The organism is Bradyrhizobium sp. USDA 4341, from assembly GCF_054063755.1.
This window is the reverse complement of record NZ_JBSSGO010000002.1, coordinates 6,631,000-6,646,613: the sequence shown is the minus strand read 5'-3', so window position 1 is coordinate 6,646,613 and position 15,614 is coordinate 6,631,000. Positions and strand designations below refer to the sequence as shown.

14 protein-coding genes are annotated in these 15,614 nt (G+C 64.7%); 3 read left to right on the top strand and 11 right to left on the bottom strand.

Annotated features, from left to right (window positions below):
* Positions 1-50: 50 nt before the first annotated feature.
* From tolB to ACVIGB_RS37350, 7 genes are all read right to left on the bottom strand, one after another.
* Positions 51-1,343, bottom strand: a complete 1,293-nt coding sequence (gene tolB / locus ACVIGB_RS37380) for a Tol-Pal system beta propeller repeat protein TolB (RefSeq protein ID WP_420831871.1) — start codon at positions 1,341-1,343, stop codon at positions 51-53.
* Positions 1,344-1,446: 103 nt separating this feature from the next.
* On the bottom strand, positions 1,447-2,379 hold the full coding sequence (locus ACVIGB_RS37375; protein ID WP_092123452.1) for a cell envelope integrity protein TolA: 933 nt from the start codon (positions 2,377-2,379) through the stop codon (positions 1,447-1,449).
* Between the two features lie 34 nt (positions 2,380-2,413).
* A complete protein-coding gene (locus ACVIGB_RS37370) occupies positions 2,414-2,881 on the bottom strand; it encodes a biopolymer transporter ExbD (RefSeq protein ID WP_092123450.1) in 468 nt (155 codons plus the stop codon).
* Between the two features lie 95 nt (positions 2,882-2,976).
* Complete coding sequence (tolQ, locus tag ACVIGB_RS37365) at positions 2,977-3,690, bottom strand: protein TolQ (RefSeq protein ID WP_016846954.1); 714 nt, start codon at positions 3,688-3,690, stop codon at positions 2,977-2,979.
* Positions 3,691-4,166: 476 nt separating this feature from the next.
* On the bottom strand, positions 4,167-5,108 hold the full coding sequence (locus ACVIGB_RS37360) for an IS481 family transposase (protein WP_456718913.1): 942 nt from the start codon (positions 5,106-5,108) through the stop codon (positions 4,167-4,169).
* A 542-nt stretch (positions 5,109-5,650) separates the two neighbouring features.
* Positions 5,651-6,037: a fluoride efflux transporter CrcB gene (crcB, locus tag ACVIGB_RS37355; protein ID WP_456718914.1), complete on the bottom strand. Its 387-nt coding sequence runs from the start codon at positions 6,035-6,037 to the stop codon at positions 5,651-5,653.
* Positions 6,038-6,279: 242 nt separating this feature from the next.
* Positions 6,280-6,879: a superoxide dismutase gene (locus ACVIGB_RS37350; RefSeq protein ID WP_050404466.1), complete on the bottom strand. Its 600-nt coding sequence runs from the start codon at positions 6,877-6,879 to the stop codon at positions 6,280-6,282.
* Between the two features lie 141 nt (positions 6,880-7,020).
* Here ACVIGB_RS37350 and ACVIGB_RS37345 point away from each other — a divergent pair, with 141 nt between their 5' ends.
* From ACVIGB_RS37345 to ACVIGB_RS37335, 3 genes are all read left to right on the top strand, one after another.
* The gene (locus ACVIGB_RS37345; protein WP_456718915.1) at positions 7,021-7,551 is read left to right on the top strand and encodes a GNAT family N-acetyltransferase; all 531 of its coding nucleotides are present in this window, start codon (positions 7,021-7,023) and stop codon (positions 7,549-7,551) included.
* A gap of 136 nt (positions 7,552-7,687) precedes the next feature.
* Entirely contained in the window at positions 7,688-9,073 is a 1,386-nt protein-coding gene (locus ACVIGB_RS37340) for an MATE family efflux transporter (RefSeq protein WP_456718916.1), read from the top strand.
* A 195-nt stretch (positions 9,074-9,268) separates the two neighbouring features.
* The gene (locus ACVIGB_RS37335; RefSeq protein WP_212318070.1) at positions 9,269-9,712 is read left to right on the top strand and encodes a DUF2147 domain-containing protein; all 444 of its coding nucleotides are present in this window, start codon (positions 9,269-9,271) and stop codon (positions 9,710-9,712) included.
* Between the two features lie 179 nt (positions 9,713-9,891).
* Here the strand turns inward: ACVIGB_RS37335 and ACVIGB_RS37330 are convergent, their stop codons facing one another.
* From ACVIGB_RS37330 to ACVIGB_RS37315, 4 genes are all read right to left on the bottom strand, one after another.
* Positions 9,892-11,043, bottom strand: coding sequence for a DUF3095 domain-containing protein (locus ACVIGB_RS37330; RefSeq protein ID WP_456718917.1), 1,152 nt, complete (start codon positions 11,041-11,043; stop codon positions 9,892-9,894).
* Positions 11,044-11,376: 333 nt separating this feature from the next.
* The gene (gene zigA, locus ACVIGB_RS37325) at positions 11,377-12,582 is read right to left on the bottom strand and encodes a zinc metallochaperone GTPase ZigA (RefSeq protein WP_456718918.1); all 1,206 of its coding nucleotides are present in this window, start codon (positions 12,580-12,582) and stop codon (positions 11,377-11,379) included.
* Positions 12,583-12,826: 244 nt separating this feature from the next.
* Positions 12,827-14,689 (bottom strand): molecular chaperone HtpG, encoded by a 1,863-nt coding sequence (gene htpG, locus ACVIGB_RS37320; RefSeq protein WP_456718919.1) that lies wholly within the window; start codon positions 14,687-14,689, stop codon positions 12,827-12,829.
* A gap of 86 nt (positions 14,690-14,775) precedes the next feature.
* Entirely contained in the window at positions 14,776-15,582 is an 807-nt protein-coding gene (locus ACVIGB_RS37315; protein ID WP_456718920.1) for an MBL fold metallo-hydrolase, read from the bottom strand.
* Between the last annotated feature and the right edge of the window lie 32 nt (positions 15,583-15,614).

The window sequence follows — 15,614 nt, the reverse complement described above, 5'->3', positions numbered from 1 at the left end:
TAAGAAGTGCCGACCGCCACGGGGTTCCCTGGAGCAACTCTGCGCGAGCCTCACGACAACAGCGGAGACCAGGCGGGGTCGGAGGCAAAACCGGGGGTCGGCACCCGCAGTTCGTTGCGCCCGGAAACGTCGATGGTGAACAGCGACGGACCGCTGTTGCCGCCGGGATCGCGGAAGAACATCACGACGCGTCCGTTCGGCGCAAAGGTCGGGCCTTCATTGTGGAAGCCCGACGTCAGGATGCGCTCGCCGGAGCCGTCCGGTTTCATGATGCCGATCGCGAACTGCCCACCACCCTGCTTGGTGAACGCGATGTAGTCGCCGCGCGGCGACCACACCGGCGTCGAATAGGTGCCGTCGCCGAACGAGATGCGCTGGGCCGCGCCGCCGGTTGCCGGCATCACGTAGATCTGCGGCTTGCCGCCGCGATCGGATTCGAAGCAGAGCCGCGTGCCGTCGGGCGCGTAGGACGGCGAGGTGTCGATCGCCGGCGTGTCGGTCAGCCGCGTCATCGACTTCGAGCGCAGATCCATCACGAACAGGTTGGAGTTGCCGCCCTGCTGCAGGCTCATGATGACGCGCTGGCCATCGGGCGAGAAGCGCGGCGAGAACGACATGCCCGGGAAGTTGCCGACGATCTCGCGCTGGCCGGTCTCGATGTTGAGCAGGTAGACGCGCGGGTCGCCCTGGCCGAACTCCATGTAGGTGATTTCCTGGGTCGACGGCGAGAAGCGCGGCGTCAGCACCAGGTCCGAGCCGCGGGTCAGATAGCGCACATTGGCGCCGTCCTGGTCCATCAGCGCCAGCCGCTTGACGCGGCGATCCGCAGCGCCACTCTCGTCGACGAACACGACGCGGGTATCGAAATAGCCCTTCTCGCCGGTCATGCGCTCGTAGATCTGGTCGGAGATGATGTGCGCGATGCGCCGCCAGTATTCGGCCGAGGTGTCGTACTGCTGGCCCGCGAGCTGCTGGCCGGTGTTGACGTCCCAGAGGCGGAATTCCGCCTTCACGCGCCCGTTGCCCTGGCGTGTCATGCGGCCGGTCACCAGCGCCTGCGCGTTGATGCTCTTCCAGTTGTTGAAGTTCGGCGCCGCGTCGATGTTGATCTGCTTCTCGAGATAGGCGGCCTGATCGATCGGCGCGAACAAGCCGCTCCGCTTCAGGTTGTTGGTGATCACCTGGGTGACGCCGACGCCGACTTCGGCGTCGCCGGGCGTGCCGGCGGCGAAATTCGGGATCGCGATCGGCACCGGCGCAAACTCGCCCTCGGTGATGGTGATCCGCTTCTGAGCGGATGCGGGGCCGGTGAGACCACTCAGCATCACGCCGGCGGACGCCATGCCGGACAGGACCTGCCGGCGGCTCGGACGAAACAGCGCTTCAGGCAATCGGGTCTTGTCAATCATCGCTCGAACTCATGCTCGTAAACAGTGGCGCGCATTCTCAGCTCTGCCTCTCGGTAAAGGCCGGCTCAAAGAACTGCCACTCCTCAAAGAAACCTGGAGGCAATCGATAGGGCTGGCACTCGATGATCGCGCGCAAGCCGCTCTCCTGATACACCCGAAGGTAGGGCGTCTTCGCCGTTCCCACCACGACCGGCATGCCTTCCAGCGTACCATCGCGCTTCAAATGGATTGAGAACACGGCCTCCGCCATCTGCGCCTCTATTCCACCGTAAGGCTTCTTCCAGCAGCGTTCGACCTGCTGCCGGAACATCGCGCCCCAGGTCGCGGAGTTGTCGGCGGCCTTGCCCTTCGCCGTGCCGAGCGCAGCGTTGGCGTTCAGTGCATCGCCGGTCGCCGCGGCGCGCGTCGGGTCCCGCTTGTCGAGCAGCGCTGCGATCTTGCTCTGGTCGAACACGCGATCCTTCGGCTTCTGCTCCGGCGGCGGCTTGGCGGCCTGCGCGACAGGCTTCGGCGGCGGCTTCTTCTCTTCCTTCTTGATTGCTTCGGCGATCGGATCGGGCTTCACCGGATCGGGTTTCTTCTCGACCGGCTTCGGCTCTTCCTTCGGCTTGTTCTCGACCTTCTTCGGCGGATCCGGCTTCTTGTCTTCCGGCTTCTCCACCTTCGGCGCCGGCTGCGGCGCGGTGTCGGTCACGACAGGCGGCTTCTTCTCTTCGACCTTGCCGACGGTGTCGTCGACCGGCTTGGCCTCGGCGACCTTGTCGACCAGCGGCTTGGGATTTTCCTTCTTGCCGTCCTTCTGGCCGGTCATGACATGGGAGAGCTGGTCGGCGGAGATCACGTCGACCGCGACCGACTCCTCTTCGGGCATCACGTACGCCCTGGTCGAAAACGACACGAGGCCCCACCCGATCACGAGGACGTGCAGGACAATCGATGCCGCCAGAGTCTTGTCGACCTTGACCTTCAAATCAGGCTTCCCCGTGCCTTGCCGCACATTGGCCCTATCCACCTTCCGGGATGATGACGATATTCGCCTTGAATCCCGCCGCCCGGACCTCCCCGAGCAATTTCATCATATCCGTGTAACAGACATCCTTGTCGCCACGGAGATAGACCACCTTTTCGGCATCCGACCGGGCGTCTCCGATCGCCTTGATCTTGGCCGGAAAGTCGGCGGCCGTGATCGGCGCGTCGCCGAGATAGAGCTCGACATTCGAGTTGCAGCCGCCGCCGGTGCGCTTCACCGACAACGTCAGCGGCGGCTGGTTCGACGAGATCGACTTGCCGCCGCTCGCGACCGGCAGGTCGATGTCGATGTTCGACGTCATCAGCGGCGCGGCGACCATGAAGATGATCAGCAGCACCAGCATCACGTCGACCATCGGCGTGACGTTGATCTCGGCCATGACCGGCTTGCGCCCGCGGCGGCGTCTGCCACTACCGCCGGACCCTGCCATGCTCATCGCCATGATCGTGCGCTCACAACAGTGACCATCATAAGTTCAGTTCTTTGTTTGAGCATGATCCTTTCGGAAAACCGGCCTCCACTTTTTCGGATCATGCTCTAGCCCCGCTCGTCGATCTGACGCGACAGGATGGCGGAGAACTCGTCGGCGAACCCCTCGAGGCGCGCGGCCTGCCGGTTCACCTCCGAGGTGAACTTATTGTAGAAAATAGTCGCCGGAATTGCGGCAATCAGGCCGATTGCGGTGGCAAACAGCGCTTCCGCGATACCGGGCGCCACCACCGCCAGGGAGGTGTTTTTCGAGGCCGCGATCGACTGGAAGCTCGACATGATGCCCCAGACGGTGCCGAACAGGCCGACAAAGGGGCCGGCCGAGCCGACGGTGGCGAGCACCAGCAGCCGCCGTTCCAGCCGCTCCACTTCCCGGGCGATCGAGACGTTCATGACCTTCTCGATCCGGGCCTGCAGGCCGGCAAAGGACCGGGACTGGCTCTCGAAGGAGCGCTTCCACTCCCGCATCGCCGCCACGAAACAGGCCGCCATCGACTGGGTCGGCTTGGCCGAAAGCGCCCGGTAGAGTTCCTCGATCGACTGGCCGGACCAGAACGCCTGCTCAAACTTGTCCATCGCCCGCTTGGTGCGGGCGTAGAGCAGGATCTTGTCGATCGCGATCGCCCAGACCCACACCGAGCAGGACAAAAGTCCCAACATCACGCATTTGACGACCCAATGAGCCTGCCAGAACAGCGCGATCAGCGACACATCGCTCGATGCCAGTGGCAGAGTTGACTGAGCCACGTCGGCGGGATTCATCGGCAATATCCTCTCAACGCAAGTGTCCCCATCAGGCGGGCCGCCAATCGGCACCGATTCCACGGCCGCATCAGGCGCGGCGAAACTGCGCGAAAGCCTCTTGCATCTATCGCATGGGGGGCCCGTCCAAAGCCGGGCCCTGCTTCCCCTGCCAACATGTCAAAACGAGGGCTTTTCACGCGGCATTCCGACCCTAACCAAACGCTAATCATGGTTAAGGCGAGGTTACCAAAGGGAAATTTGGAGGCGGGAAATGCCGCCGGCCGAGGCGGTTGGCGGGTTCCGCAGATGAATGGATTCGCCGGATGGTGGGGTGATGCCGCACGCCTCCTGCCCCGTCGTCCTGGCGAAGGCCAGGACCCATAACCACCGCAATCGGTGATGAAGCGGATCGTGGCCCCCGCGTCGTGCAACAATTGAGATTGGGGTAATGGGTCCTGGCTTTCGCCAGGACGACACCGAATGTGTGGTACGACCTACGTGTTTGGTCCCGTGTGATTGGCGAGGGCCTGCATTGGGGCCAGGTAGCCGAGGCATTTGAGGCGAGTTCGGTTGTAGTCGTGGACGAACTTGGCGATGAAGGCGTCCCGATCGGCATGGTCGATGAAGGTGCGCCTTGCACTGCCGCGCTTTTGTTCGCGGCCAATGGCTTCGGCGATACGGCGGTTGAAGCGTTCAACGAGACCGTTGGTCTGCGGGTGGTAGGGCTTGGTCAGGCGATGCTGGATGCCGCGCTGCTTGCAGACCTGATCAAAGGGGTGGTCGCCGGACGGTTTCCCGACCGGCTTGTTCTTCTTGTCGACAGCAAAGCGGTCGGTGAACTCGGCGCCGTTGTCGGTCAGGATGGTGTGAACCTCGTGCGAGAAGTCGGCCAGGAAGCGTTTGAGGAAGCCGGTCGCGGTGGCTCCGTCCCGCCTGGAATGGATCTCGACAAAGACGTAGCGGGTGGCGCGGTCGATGGCGACGAAAGCATAGCTGGTGCGGCGTTGCAGAGCCGGCAGATACTTCACGTCGATATGGATAAAGCCGATGCTGGCGGTCTCGAAGATACCGGGCTTGGGCTTGTCAGGCTTGGCAAGCCGGCTGATGCCATTGCGCTGCAGGCAGCGGTGAATGGCGCTGCGGGACAGCTTGGCATTGATGCATCGCTGCATCACCTCGACGATGTCGTCCAGCGGCAACTGCAGCGACGTCCGCAACTCGCAAACCGCTCGCTCTTCGACGGCCGACAGGCTGGTCGTGAGGTTGTTCGGCCGGTGCGAACGGTCTCCAACCGTGGTGCGGCCGCGCCAGCGGTAGATCGTGGTCTCGCTGACCCCCAGTTCAGCCGCCAACTGGGCAACCGACTTCTTGCTGCGCTGGATGTAGGCGCGCGTCTTTGGTGTCGTGGTGGCGTTCGCGTGCAGGTTCAGTTCCATGACACGAGGTGCTCCCTGACAAAGGCCACGCCTCGTTCTACACCGATTCCATCCAACCAATCAGCAGGGACCAAACACGAAAGCAGGGACCCATAACCACAGGGTTGTGTCGTTGAAGAGGGCTGTGGCCCCAGCGTCGCGCAACAATCACCTTCAGTGGTTATGGGGTCCCGGCCTCCGTGCGCAATTGCGCACTAGGCCGGGACGACACTGAGTTTGTTGCACCACTTGTTGAGTCAAACTTCCGCATTCTCGCGACATGATTGTCCGAGCTTTGCTGTTCGTTCCGCCCCTCGATCGGGTGAGACGGGCGAACCATACACTGAGTTTCATTTCTGATAAAGCGAAATATTCTTGCTGCGGGGGCTGCGCCGTCGGGCAACTCAGTGGCATGGGGCCCCTCTCCCCGTCATTCCGGGGCGTGCGAAGCACGAGCCCGGAATCCATCAGGCCGCATCACTGGTGGATGAATGGATTCCGGGTCATCGGGCGCGCGTTCGCGCGACCCGTTGGCGAGCCCCGGAATGACGACTGAGAGAGTCTCAGGTCAAATGCCTGACGATCGCAAGCCCGGCGAACAGACCCGCGATCGACAAGGCCACCGAGCCCGCGACATACAGCGCCGCAAGGCCGAGCTCGCCGCGCTCATAGAGCAGCGCGGTGTCGAGCGAGAAGGCGGAGAAGGTGGTGTAGCCGCCGAGGATGCCGGTCATCAGGAACAGCCGCCAGGGCTGCGAGGCCTCGCCCTTGAAGGCGAGATAGCCGGCGATCAGGCCCATCACGGTCGAGCCCGTGATGTTGATGATGAAGGTGCCGTAGGGAAACGCGGTGCCGATGCAGCGCGCGCAGGTGACATTGATCAGCTGCCGCAGCGTTGCGCCGAGGCCGCCGCCGAAGAAGACGAGGAGATAGCTTGCCGCGTTACCCACCAATGCCCCCGCTGGTGTGTCGAGAAGCTCACAATACGCGCCGCTCAAGAGCTCACCCTCCCCTGGAGGGGGGGTCGGTTCGCATGAAGCGAAGCGGAATGCGAAACGGGGTGGGGTGATCTCTCAACACGGACAGTGTCGCGCGTGGATAGACCGTCACCCACCCCGCCGCTCATTTCATTCGCGTCGACCCTCCCCCTCCAGGGGAGGGTAAGAGGGTCGAGCCGAATTGCGATCTGCGATCAGCCGGCCTTGCCGAACAGCTCGTCGACGTAATCCCAGTTGACGAGGCTGTCGACGAACGCCTTCAGATAGTCCGGACGGCGATTGCGGTAGTCGATGTAGTAGGAGTGCTCCCAGACGTCGACGCCGAGGATCGGCACCGCGCCATGGACCAGCGGGTTCTCGCCGTTCGGGGTCTTGGCGATCTCGAGCTTGCCGCCCTTGACCTGCAGCCAGGCCCAGCCGGAGCCGAACTGGCCAACGCCGGCGGCGGCGAAGTCGGTCTTGAACTTCTCGAAGCCGCCGAGATCCTCGTTGATCTTCTTCTCCAGCCGGCCGGGCAGCTTGCTGCCGCCGCCATTCGGCTTCATCCACTTCCAGAAGTGGATGTGGTTGTAGTGCTGACCGGCATTGTTGAAGACGGCCGCGTTCTTGCCGAACGAGGTCTTCACGATCTCCTCGAGGGACTTGCCTTCGAATTCGGTCCCCTTGATCGCGTTGTTGCCGTTCGTGACGTAGGCCTGGTGATGCTTGTCGTGGTGAAACTCCAGCGTTTCCTTGGACATGTAGGGCGCAAGGGCGTCGTGGGCGTAGGGCAGATCGGGTAGCGTGAAGGTCATGGGGTAATGTCCAACAGAGGGTGGGAGACTACACTTAACGGGTCCCCCTTATAGAAGGTTCCACGGCGGAGAAACACCGCATTTTCAGATCGTGTATGACAGATCGGCGCAGCCGAGGACCAAGACCAGGGACTTGAGACGATGAGCATCGAAATCGACATTCTCAACGGAGATGCGTCGTGGCGGCGCGCCGAGCCGCTGCTCCGGGCGGTTTGGAGCCCGGATATCATGGAGAACAAGCAGTGGGCGGACATCAAATGGGCTCACGCGGATTTGCGCGTGTTTCTCGATGCACCCGACGACAGCGGGCTCGCCTGCCACGTCGGTATCTATTTCCGGACCATCACCTGGAACGGCCACAAGGTGCATGTCGGCGGCATCGGCGGGGTTGCGACCCGCGAGGACTGCCGGCGGCGCGGCTATGCGTCACTCGCGTTAGATGCCGCCGTGCACACCATTCGTGCCAATGACGCGGTGAAATTTGCAATCTTATTCTGCGAGCCGCACAATTTCGCATTCTATCAGGCGCGCGGCTGGCATCCCTTCGCCGGCGAAGTCACTTGCGAACAGCCTTCCGGGCAGATCCGCTTCGAGGCGATGGCGCCGTTCGTCAACGACATCGTCCGCGCGCCGCGCCAGGGCAAGATCGACCTATGCGGCCTGCCGTGGTGACCCCTGCGCGAGCGCGGGTGGCGAGCACCAGCCCGAACACGTAACATGTCGATCATCATTTATTGATTGCGAGCCTGGTTTACTGGCGTCGAGTTGCAGTGCGCCCCTCTCCCGGTTGCGAAGTGAGCCGTGACGCATGACCATCGATGCCTCGATCGACGACATCAACCCGGCCGCGGCCACGCCTGCGGTACCGGTCGATCATTTGTTGACGGCGCCGATCCTGCCGACGCTGCTCAAGCTCGCGGTCCCCAACACCATAGCGATGTTCGGTTCGACGCTGGTCGCGGTCGCCGAGACGTCCTATATCGGCCGGCTCGGCACCGAGCCGCTGGCCGGCATCGCGCTGGTGTTTCCGTTCGCGATGCTGACGCAGATGATGTCGGCCGGCGCGATGGGCGGCGGCGTCTCGTCGGCGATCAGCCGCGCGCTCGGCGCCGGCGACCGCGACCGCGCCGCCGACCTGGCGCTGCATGCGGCGATCATCGGTGGGTGCGCCGGATTGTTCTTCACCGTGATGATGCTGGGCTTCGGTCAAAACTTCTATGCGCTGCTCGGCGGCCGCGGCGGCGTGCTCGAACAATCGATGCACTACTCGCAGGTGCTGTTCTCCGGCGCGATCTCGATCTGGCTGGTCAACACGCTTGCCTCCGTCGTGCGCGGCACCGGCGACATGCGCGTCCCCTCGATGACGCTGATCACCGTCTCGATGATCCAGATCGCGGTCGGCGGCGTGTTCGGCCTCGGGCTGTTCGGCATGCCGAGCCTCGGCATGCGTGGCGTCGCCGCGGGCCAGCTCACGGCGTTCACGTGTGGTGCGATCTTCCTCGCCTGGTATCTCGCCTCTGGCCGCAGCCGGCTCAAGCTCGACTTCGCCGCCTTCGGCTTCCAGCGCGCGATGTTCCTGGACATCCTCAAGGTCGGCGCGATCTCCTGCCTGTCGCCGCTGCAGAGCGTGCTGACGATCCTGATCTTCACCAAGATCCTCGCTAGCTTCGGCACCGAGACGCTGGCCGGATACGGCATGGGCTCGCGGCTGGAATTCCTGCTGATCCCGATCGCATTCGCGGTCGGCGTCGCCTCGGTGCCGATGGTCGGCATGGCTGTTGGTGCGGGACTGGTGACGCGGGCTCGCAAGGTGGCATGGACCGCCGGCACGGTCGCCGGACTTGTCGTCGGAGTGGTCGGCCTCGTGGTCGCACTCAAGCCGACGCTGTGGATTGCGCTGTTCACCACCGATCCCGGCGTGACTGCCGCGGCCTCGTCCTATTTCGCGCTAGCCGGCCCGGGATTCGGCTTCTTCGGCGTCGGCGTCTGCCTGTATTTTTCCTCGCAAGGCGCGGCCAAGGTCGGCGGGCCGGTGCTGGCCGGGACTATCCGCCTGCTGCTGGTCGGCATCGGCGGCTGGTGGCTCGCCACCGCGAGCGCCCCGGCGTGGACGCTGTTTGCGCTGGTCGGAGGTGCGATGGTGGCCTTCGGCCTCGCGACCATCGTGTCGATCAAGCTGACCCGCTGGGGCTAGACCCGGAGGGCCGGGGCTCGCGCTGCGCTTTCGGTCGCGACAAGACACCGCCACCCTTCCGAGCCTTGCCGGAGCATGGCGGCCTCGGAAAAAAGCTACAAAACTTTTCCGGATCGTACCCGCCTGATCGGGCGATTATTACATTGCAGAAATCTTTCGACTTGTTATGCAGGCCGACCTCTTGGGGAACACGTCATGGCCTGCAAATTCGGATTCGTGATCGCAATCATTGCGACGGCACTTGCTGTGCCTGCCGCGCATGCGCAGGGCGCGCCCGAGCCTTTCGGCGTCTGGCAGACCCAGGCCGGCGACGCCCGCGTCAAGGTCAGCAAATGCGGCGGCGGCATCTGCGGCGTGGTGGTGAGCCTGCGCGACCCGATCGATCCGATGACGGGCAAGCCGCAGGTCGACAACAAGAATCCCAATCCGTCGCTGGCCAACCGGCCGATCATCGGGCTGCCGCTGTTCTCCGGCATGCAGCCGGTTGCCGCGGGCAAATGGTCGGGCCAGATCTACAATGCCGACGATGGCGGCACCTATGCGAGCAGCGTCTCGGTCACCGGCGAGAGCACGCTGCGCGTCGAAGGCTGTGTCGGCGCCCTGTGCGGCGGCGAGACCTGGACGCGCGTGGGACGGTAATTCTTAGCCAAGTAGTAACCGCGGAGAAGCTGTGCCCCCTCTCCCGCTTGCGCGGGAGGGTTGGGGTGGGGGTTCTCCCCACGAGTCATATTGTGGAGAGAGCCCCCACCCGTCGCGCTCCGCGCGCCGACCTCCCCCGCAAGCGGGAGAGGTGCATCGCGCGTACGGCTGGAGCTGATTTACACCGCGCGCGTCTTCAGCACGGTGGCGGCCGAGGCGTAGCCGCCGCGGGCGCCGTCGATGAAGTGGACGTGGTCGGCGCGCATCACCGACGGCGTGAAGCAGGTCATCATCGCTGCATCCTGCTCGTGCAGGCCATAGCGCACGATGCCCTGCGCGGCGGCGGAGACCAGGCGCTGCTCGAGCTCGGCGGCAAGCTCCGGCGTGCAATCCAGGATCATGCGCAGGCCGTCGTCGAACTTGCGGAAGTCGGAGTTCTCGACCACCTGCTGCAAATAGAGTTTTGGCGCGAACGTGCCGACCTTGAGGCCGAGCCGAAACACGACAAACGCCCACAACGCAAAACCCAGCACCGCGGCGCGCCGCATCGCAAGCGGTCCGCCGAATCGCCTGGCGCGCGCTTCGTATTCGATGCCCTGCGGCGGAAAGCGCAGCGGCGGGCCGCCCGATGGCACCGGCCGTCCCGCATCGGGGCTTTTCTCGATCCGCACGACGAGGTCTTCGATCACCTTGCGGAAGGCGGCGGGATCGGCGTCGTTCGCCGGCAGCACCAGCACCGAGAGGATGACGCCACGCGCCGACGGCATCACCTCGAAGCGGCAGGACAGGCCGGACAGATCGGGCTGCGTGCCCTCAGGCGCCGGATCGAGCGCGAACTCGCCGCGCTTCATCGCGGCATCGGCAAACGCAAGACCGCCGCCGGAGAACATCGCATAGGACAGATTGGCCGATGGCCCGAAGCGCGCGACGCGCACGTCGACACCCGCGGCGCGGATCGCGGCGATCGGCACCAATGCCACCCGCAGCACCAGATCGAGATCATCGCGCACCCAGCGCGCGGTTGCGGCGAGTGCGTCGCGCGCTCTGTCGAGATCGGCTGGTGCGACCGCGAAGCTTGCGCCATCGCCACCGAACACGAACGGGAATTCGCGGCCATCCAGCGCGTTGGTGACGGCGGCAACCACCGCGGCACCGGCCATGTTGACCGCCTTGTAGCGCTGCGCCGCGATCGCCTTGGTCGACTCCACGATATCGGCGACGCCGACCGTCCAGTCATCGGGCAGCGGCGCATACAGCGCCGGATCCATCAGGCGCGCGAAGCCGCGAAATACCGGAATGCCGCCGTAGAAGATCTCGCTGCCGCCAGCCATCGCAACGCCGTGTTGTTTCCGCCTGTCACGAAACTCTCTAGCAGATACGGCGCGGGTTGGGACGGGGTTTTCCCTCGGAGCCCGCGCCCTCTGTCACCGTCACCCCCGCGCAACGGCTTCGCCGGTGTCGCTGGAGGAGCGCGCCTTGGCGCGCGTCTCGAAGGGTCGACGGCCACCAGCCGGGCCGTACATCCTTCGAGACGCGCTTCGCGCTCCTCAGGATGACGGAGCAGCGCAGCCCGGATGGAGCGCAGCGAAATCCGGGGACCTCGCGCGCGGCGGAAGACCCGGATTGCGCTGCGCTCCATCCGGGCTACGACGTTCCGCCAGTGATTACGCCGCCTCGCCCGTTCTCCTCCACGGCGGAAATGGATCACTCAGCCGTGCCCAGGCCTGCGGGTCCATGCCCGGCTTGCCCGCGACGAGGCAGGCATCAAGCCGGCGGCGGATGTCGTCCTCGTTCATGCCGGAGCCGATGAAGACCAGCTCCTGCCGGCGATCGCCATAGAGATCGTTCCAGCTCCGCTGCATCATCAGCCGCCAGTCCGGATGATCCGGCCAGCGCTCGCGCGGGATCGCGGCCCACCACGAGCCGAGGCCTTCGGTTCGCGCGATCGCGCCGGCCTGGCTCATCTCACCGCACCAGTCCGGCCGCGTCGCGATCCAGAAATGGCCCTTGGCGCGGATCACGCCCTGCCAGCTCTCGCGCAGGAAGCCGTGAAACCGCACCGGATCGAACGGCCGCCGCGCGCGATAGACGAAGCTTGTGATGCCGTATTCCTCGGTCTCCGGCACGTGCTCGGCAAAGCCGTAGAGCTCCTTGTGCCAGAGCGGATGCTGCTGCGCGCGTTCATGGTCGAAGCGGCCGGTGTCGAGCACGCGGTCGAACGGCACATTTGCAAAGTTCGCCTCGATGAGGTCGGCGTCGGGATTGAGCGCGCGCACGATAGTCACCGCGGCCGCGCGCTCGGCCGGCGTCGCGGCGTCGACCTTGTTCAGCACGACGACGTCGGCGAATTCGATCTGCTCGACCAGCAGATCGACCAAGGTGCGTTTGTCGCCGTCGCGCGCCTCGCCGCGCTGGCTGAGGAAATCGGTCGAGGCATAGTCCTTCAAGAGATTGGCGGCGTCGACCACCGTGACCATGGTGTCGAGGCGCGCGACGTCGGAGAGGCTCTGTCCATTTTCGTCGCGAAACTCGAAGGTCGCGGCGACCGGCAGCGGCTCGGAAATGCCGGTCGATTCGATCAGGAGATAATCGAAGCGGCCGCTCTCGGCGAGCGCGCGCACCTCCTTCAGCAGATCGTCGCGCAGGGTGCAGCAGATGCAGCCATTGCTCATCTCGACCAGTTTTTCGTCAGTCCGGGACAGGTTCGCACCGCCATCGCGGACGAGGTCGGCGTCGATGTTCACCTCGCTCATGTCGTTCACAATCACCGCAACTTTCAGGCCGTGGCGGTTGTTCAGCACGTGGTTCAGCAAAGTGGTCTTTCCAGCCCCGAGGAAGCCGGACAAGATGGTGACGGGGAGTTTTTGCATCGAGATCAAACAGTTGCTGGAGGGATGGGCCGCGGCGGGACATGGGCATTCGCTTGATGTTATGTTATAACATAACATCAAGCGACCGCAGGCTGTCAAGCGCCGGGGTGAGGCGCCGAACAGCCTTGCCACTCTCACAAATGCGTAGCCCGGATGGAGCGCAGCGCAATCCGGGGTCGCGCTATCCACCGATGGACCTGTCCCGGATTGCGCTTCGCTCCATCCGGGCTACGACTAGAGCCGCCTACTTCCCCAAGCCCCGCAGCACGAGCTGGTTCAGGCGGCTGGCGAAGGCGGCCGGATCGTCGGGCATCTCGCCGTCGAGGATCTGCGCCTGCTCGAACAGCAGGAGCGACAGGTCCTTCGCCTGCGCGGTGTCGGCCGCGAGTGCGGCGACCAGCGGATGACGCAAATTGATCTCGAGGATCGGCTTGGTGATCTCGCCGCGGTTCTGCTGGGCGAGCAGCCGCTCCAGCGCGCGGTCGCGCGCGTCGCCGCCGGCGACGAGGCACGACGCGCTCGCGGTCAGCCGCTGCGAGGCGCGGACATCGGAGACGCGCGCGCCGAGCGCGTCCTTGATTACGGCGATCGTGGTCGCGGCATCGGCAGCGGGCTCGTCCTTCTTGTCCTGCTTGTCGTCGACCAGCGGGATCAGGCCGAAATCGACGTCGCCCTGGCTCAGCGACTTCAGCGGCTTGCCGCCGAACTCGAGCGGCGCCGAGGTCCAGAACGCATCGACCGGATCGGTCAGCAGCAGCACCTCGATGCCGCGGGCGCGCGCCGATTCCAGCTTCGGGTTCGACTTCAGCCGCTCGACGCTGTCGCCGACCAGATAATAGATCTCGGTCTGGTTCGGCTTGAAGTCGTCGACAATCTGCTTCAGCGAGCGCTTCTCGCCCGACGTCGTGGTGAAGCGCGCCAGCGCCAGGAGCTTCTCGCGGCGCTCGAAGTCCTCCCACAGGCCTTCCTTGATGACCGGGCCGAACGCGTCCCAGATTTTTGTGAAGGTCTCCGGCTCCCTTTCGCCGAGCTGCTCCAGCTCGCCGATCACGCGGCTGGTGACGGCCTTGCGGATCTGCGCGAGCTGCGGATTGTTCTGTAGCATCTCGCGCGAGATGTTGAGTGGCAGATCCTCGCTGTCGATCACGCCGCGGATGAAGCGCAAGTACGCGGGCAGCAGCTCGGCGTCGTCGGCGATGAAGACGCGGCGAACATAGAGCTTGACCTTGCCCTTGCGCTCGACCTGGAACAGGTCGAACGGCTTCTGCGACGGCGCGAACAGCAGCACAGCATAGGACTGCCGGCCCTCGGCGCGGTAATGCAGCGTCATCGCCGGCTCGTCGAACGCGCCCGCGATCTGCTTGTAGGCCTGCGCGTAGTCTTCAGGCGTCAGCTCGGATTTCGAGCGCTGCCACAGCGCGCTCGCCGAGTTGATCTGGCGCGGCTCGCCCTCCTCCGGCACCAAGAGGATCGGAAACTGGATGTTGTCGGAATATTCGCGGACGATGCGCTCGATCTCGTAAGCCTCGAGATATTTGGCGGCGTCCTTCTTCAGATGCAGCACGATCTCGGTGCCGCGCGTGACGCGCTGGGCGGCCTCCTCGCTCGCCGGCGCGATCTCGAAACCGCTGCCGCCTTCAGACGACCACACCCAGACTTCGTCAGAGCCGGCGCGGCGGCTGGTGACGACGATCTTCTCGGCGACCATGAAGGCGGCATAGAAGCCGACGCCGAACTGGCCAATCAGATTGGCGCCGTCCTTGGCCTCGGTCAGCTTCGACAGGAACGATCTGGTGCCGGAGCGCGCGATGGTGCCGAGATTGTCGATCAGCTCCTGACGCTCCATGCCGATGCCGGTATCGACCACGGACAGCGTATCGGCCGCCTTGTTCGGGACGATCCGGATCTCCGGCGGCGTGCCGTCGGTGATCAGGCCGGGATTGGCGATCGCCTCATAGCGCAACTTGTCGCAGGCATCCGACGCGTTCGAGATCAGCTCGCGCAGGAAGATATCGGTCTCGGAATAGACCGAATGCACCATCAGGTGCAGCAATTCGGCAACCTCGGCCTGGAACGGCTGGGATTCGGCGGCGGCGGTTGTGGTCATGCGGAAACTCGGACAAACGGTAAGTGGCGGGAAAGCCCTGATATAGCGCGATCGCGCCGCCTGGCAAGACGAGCGGCCGGAACCCGTCAGTCCGAGATCGCCGCGATATAGCGCTCGACCGAACGGTCGAACGCCGCCTTGGCGCCGGTTGCGATGTTCTTGCCCCACCAGGCGCCGTAGATCCGATCATACGCCAGCGGCTCGACCGTGCGCGCGATGCGGCGGACCGCGGATGCGTTGAGCGGAATGTAGTTCGGGTAGGAATACATGAAGCTGACCGAACGCCGGTCCATCGCGACCATCGCGATATCGCCGGTCAAGAGCGCACCGCGGCCGTCCGCCCCCTTGCGCCAATGCAGCATGGTGGCGCCGGCGAAATGGCCGCCGCCGCGCACCAGGAGAATGTCGTCGGAGATGCGATGGCTGTCGCCTTGCCACGGCACGATCGACCGATAGGGCCGCGTCACCCATTGCGCGTCGTCGCCGTGCAGATAGACCGGTGCGTCGTCAAAGGCCGCGCTCCAGTCGACGACCGCGCCATAATAATGCGGGTGCGAGATCGCGATCGCCTTCAGCCCGCCGAGCGACCTGACATGCGCGATCGCCTCGGGCGTGGCGAGCGGCACGCAGTCCCACATCACGCAGCCGCCGCGGTCGGGCACCAAGAGCGCACGCTGCCCGATCGCAAAGAACGGCTCGAGCGCCAATCCAACCAGCCCGAGATCGTCCCGCCAGACCAGCCGATGCCGTTGCGCAAGCTCTTCGCGCGTCAACCACGCCTGCCCGTTCCAGTTCACATATTGCCGCTCGTCCTCGCAGATCGGGCAGGACGGTGGCGGCGCCGCGGTTTCGGGAAATTGCGCGCCGCATTGTTCGCATGTCCAGAGAGGCATTGAGACCACACGCGTTGGGGTGGAGCTGATCC

What these genes read in the sequence shown, in the direction of transcription:
- tolB (WP_420831871.1), bottom strand. Translation starts at nt 1,343, where the DNA reads ATGGCGTCCGCCGGCGTGATGCTGAGTGGTCTCACCGGCCCCGCATCC.
- ACVIGB_RS37370 (WP_092123450.1), bottom strand. Translation starts at nt 2,881, where the DNA reads ATGGCGATGAGCATGGCAGGGTCCGGCGGTAGTGGCAGACGCCGCCGC.
- tolQ (WP_016846954.1), bottom strand. Translation starts at nt 3,690, where the DNA reads ATGAATCCCGCCGACGTGGCTCAGTCAACTCTGCCACTGGCATCGAGC.
- ACVIGB_RS37360 (WP_456718913.1), bottom strand. Translation starts at nt 5,108, where the DNA reads ATGGAACTGAACCTGCACGCGAACGCCACCACGACACCAAAGACGCGC.
- ACVIGB_RS37350 (WP_050404466.1), bottom strand. Translation starts at nt 6,879, where the DNA reads ATGACCTTCACGCTACCCGATCTGCCCTACGCCCACGACGCCCTTGCG.
- ACVIGB_RS37345 (WP_456718915.1), top strand. Translation starts at nt 7,021, where the DNA reads ATGAGCATCGAAATCGACATTCTCAACGGAGATGCGTCGTGGCGGCGC.
- ACVIGB_RS37340 (WP_456718916.1), top strand. Translation starts at nt 7,688, where the DNA reads ATGACCATCGATGCCTCGATCGACGACATCAACCCGGCCGCGGCCACG.
- ACVIGB_RS37335 (WP_212318070.1), top strand. Translation starts at nt 9,269, where the DNA reads ATGGCCTGCAAATTCGGATTCGTGATCGCAATCATTGCGACGGCACTT.
- ACVIGB_RS37330 (WP_456718917.1), bottom strand. Translation starts at nt 11,043, where the DNA reads ATGGCTGGCGGCAGCGAGATCTTCTACGGCGGCATTCCGGTATTTCGC.
- zigA (WP_456718918.1), bottom strand. Translation starts at nt 12,582, where the DNA reads ATGCAAAAACTCCCCGTCACCATCTTGTCCGGCTTCCTCGGGGCTGGA.
- htpG (WP_456718919.1), bottom strand. Translation starts at nt 14,689, where the DNA reads ATGACCACAACCGCCGCCGCCGAATCCCAGCCGTTCCAGGCCGAGGTT.
- ACVIGB_RS37315 (WP_456718920.1), bottom strand. Translation starts at nt 15,582, where the DNA reads ATGCCTCTCTGGACATGCGAACAATGCGGCGCGCAATTTCCCGAAACC.